This is a genomic window from Vibrio sp. 1288 (assembly GCF_033344475.1).
This window is the reverse complement of the sequence record NZ_JAWPOX010000094.1, coordinates 1-1,423: the sequence shown is the minus strand read 5'-3', so window position 1 is coordinate 1,423 and position 1,423 is coordinate 1. Positions and strand designations below refer to the sequence as shown.

1 protein-coding gene and 1 pseudogene are annotated in these 1,423 nt (G+C 46.0%); one reads left to right on the top strand and one right to left on the bottom strand.

Annotation, left to right across the window (positions count from 1 at the left end; all coding sequences use genetic code 11):
- A partial coding sequence (gene mltF / locus R8O11_RS24840; protein WP_318194557.1) for a membrane-bound lytic murein transglycosylase MltF occupies positions 1-1,227 on the bottom strand: 1,227 nt, incomplete at its 3' end.
- Between mltF and R8O11_RS24835 the strand changes: the two are divergent.
- Positions 1,227-1,423, top strand: a pseudogene (locus tag R8O11_RS24835) (hypothetical protein); the annotation flags it as partial. The gene mltF and the pseudogene R8O11_RS24835 sit on opposite strands and share 1 nt — an antisense overlap.

Sequence of the window (1,423 nt, the reverse complement as noted above, 5' to 3'; positions counted from 1 at the left end):
CGCGTCCATCATGTGGCCATAACCAATATTGTACGATGCCAATGCAAACCAAATTTTTTCATGTTCGTTAATCGTATCAGGTACGCGAGCGACGATGCGACGCAGGTATTCCACACCACCACGAACAGATTGCTCTGGGTTTAGACGATCGGTTACACCAACACTTTTCGCCGTTGGTAAAGTCAGCATCATCATGCCACGAACACCCGTAGGCGATTTTGCTTTTGGTTTCCAATGAGATTCTTGGTAGGCCAAAGCCGCGATTAAACGCCAATCAAACTCTTCGCTGTATTTTTGGAACAGCGGAGCCCATCTCGGCAACTTATCATCAAGAGCACGAATAAAGGCACGCGTGTCCACGTAGTCAAACGCTTCAATATGGCCAATGTACTTCTCTTCAAGAGAAGCTAGCTCGCCAGATTGTTTGATATTGCCGAAAAACTCAATCAGCATCGCATACAAGCTCTCATCCTCTGAGCGGCGAGTAAACCATGATACTGGTTGATCTTCGGTGAGCTCAAAAGCAAGCGCTAAATCTGGATACAGGCGTTGCGCGAGAGACAGCTCTACGGAATCAGTGACGGTGAAACGCAGTTCTCCAGTCGATACATGTTTCAGTAAATCGCGAGTGTCAGCATCGCCCACGATTTCAAACTGCAATTCAGGATACTGCTTTTTCAATGCCGTCAGTGTCGGAACATATTGAGACTGTTCGACAATTTTCAATGTTTGCGCGCCAGCATTCACGTCTTCTTCTGATTGACTGTCTTTGGATGCTTGATACTCGATAAGCTGCTCAATATCACGAGGACGAAGCTGGCCCTTTTTGTAGACCACTTGCTGGCTTACATAATAATAAACAGGGCCAGGTCTAAAACGCTTGACGGCTTGTGATGTTTGATTAAGCCCCGTAGCAATAATATCGATGTCGCCTTTCTTTAAGGCTGGGAAAAGGTCGGCTTGTCTGAAAGCGGGTTTGATTTCTAGCTTTACGCCCAACTCTTCTGCAAATTTACGCGCCAGCTCATAATCCAAACCCGCAGGGCCATCAGGACCAATGTAGTACGAGAGTTGGTTGTTGAGCGTGCCAACGCGTAGCACTCCGCGCTCTTGGATTTTCTCGAATTCACTTTTCGGCTGCGACTCAATTTGGCAGGCAGAAAGTAGTAGCACAGAAGCAAAAAGTAGGACGCTGCGCTTGAGTCGGTTGAAGTGGCGTATTTGCATTGATCGGTACATCTCAGAAAATGTCTAGTGGTCTTTATATCAAAGCGTGGAGATGGGGCAAAGCGAATCGGACAGATAGAGTGCGACATTGTGTGTTTTATCGACATTTCGGCTACAACTCAAATTTGACAAAAAAAATGACGCAAACGGTTGCTTTTGGTGTTACATCACAAAAACAATTACTATATAATGCGCT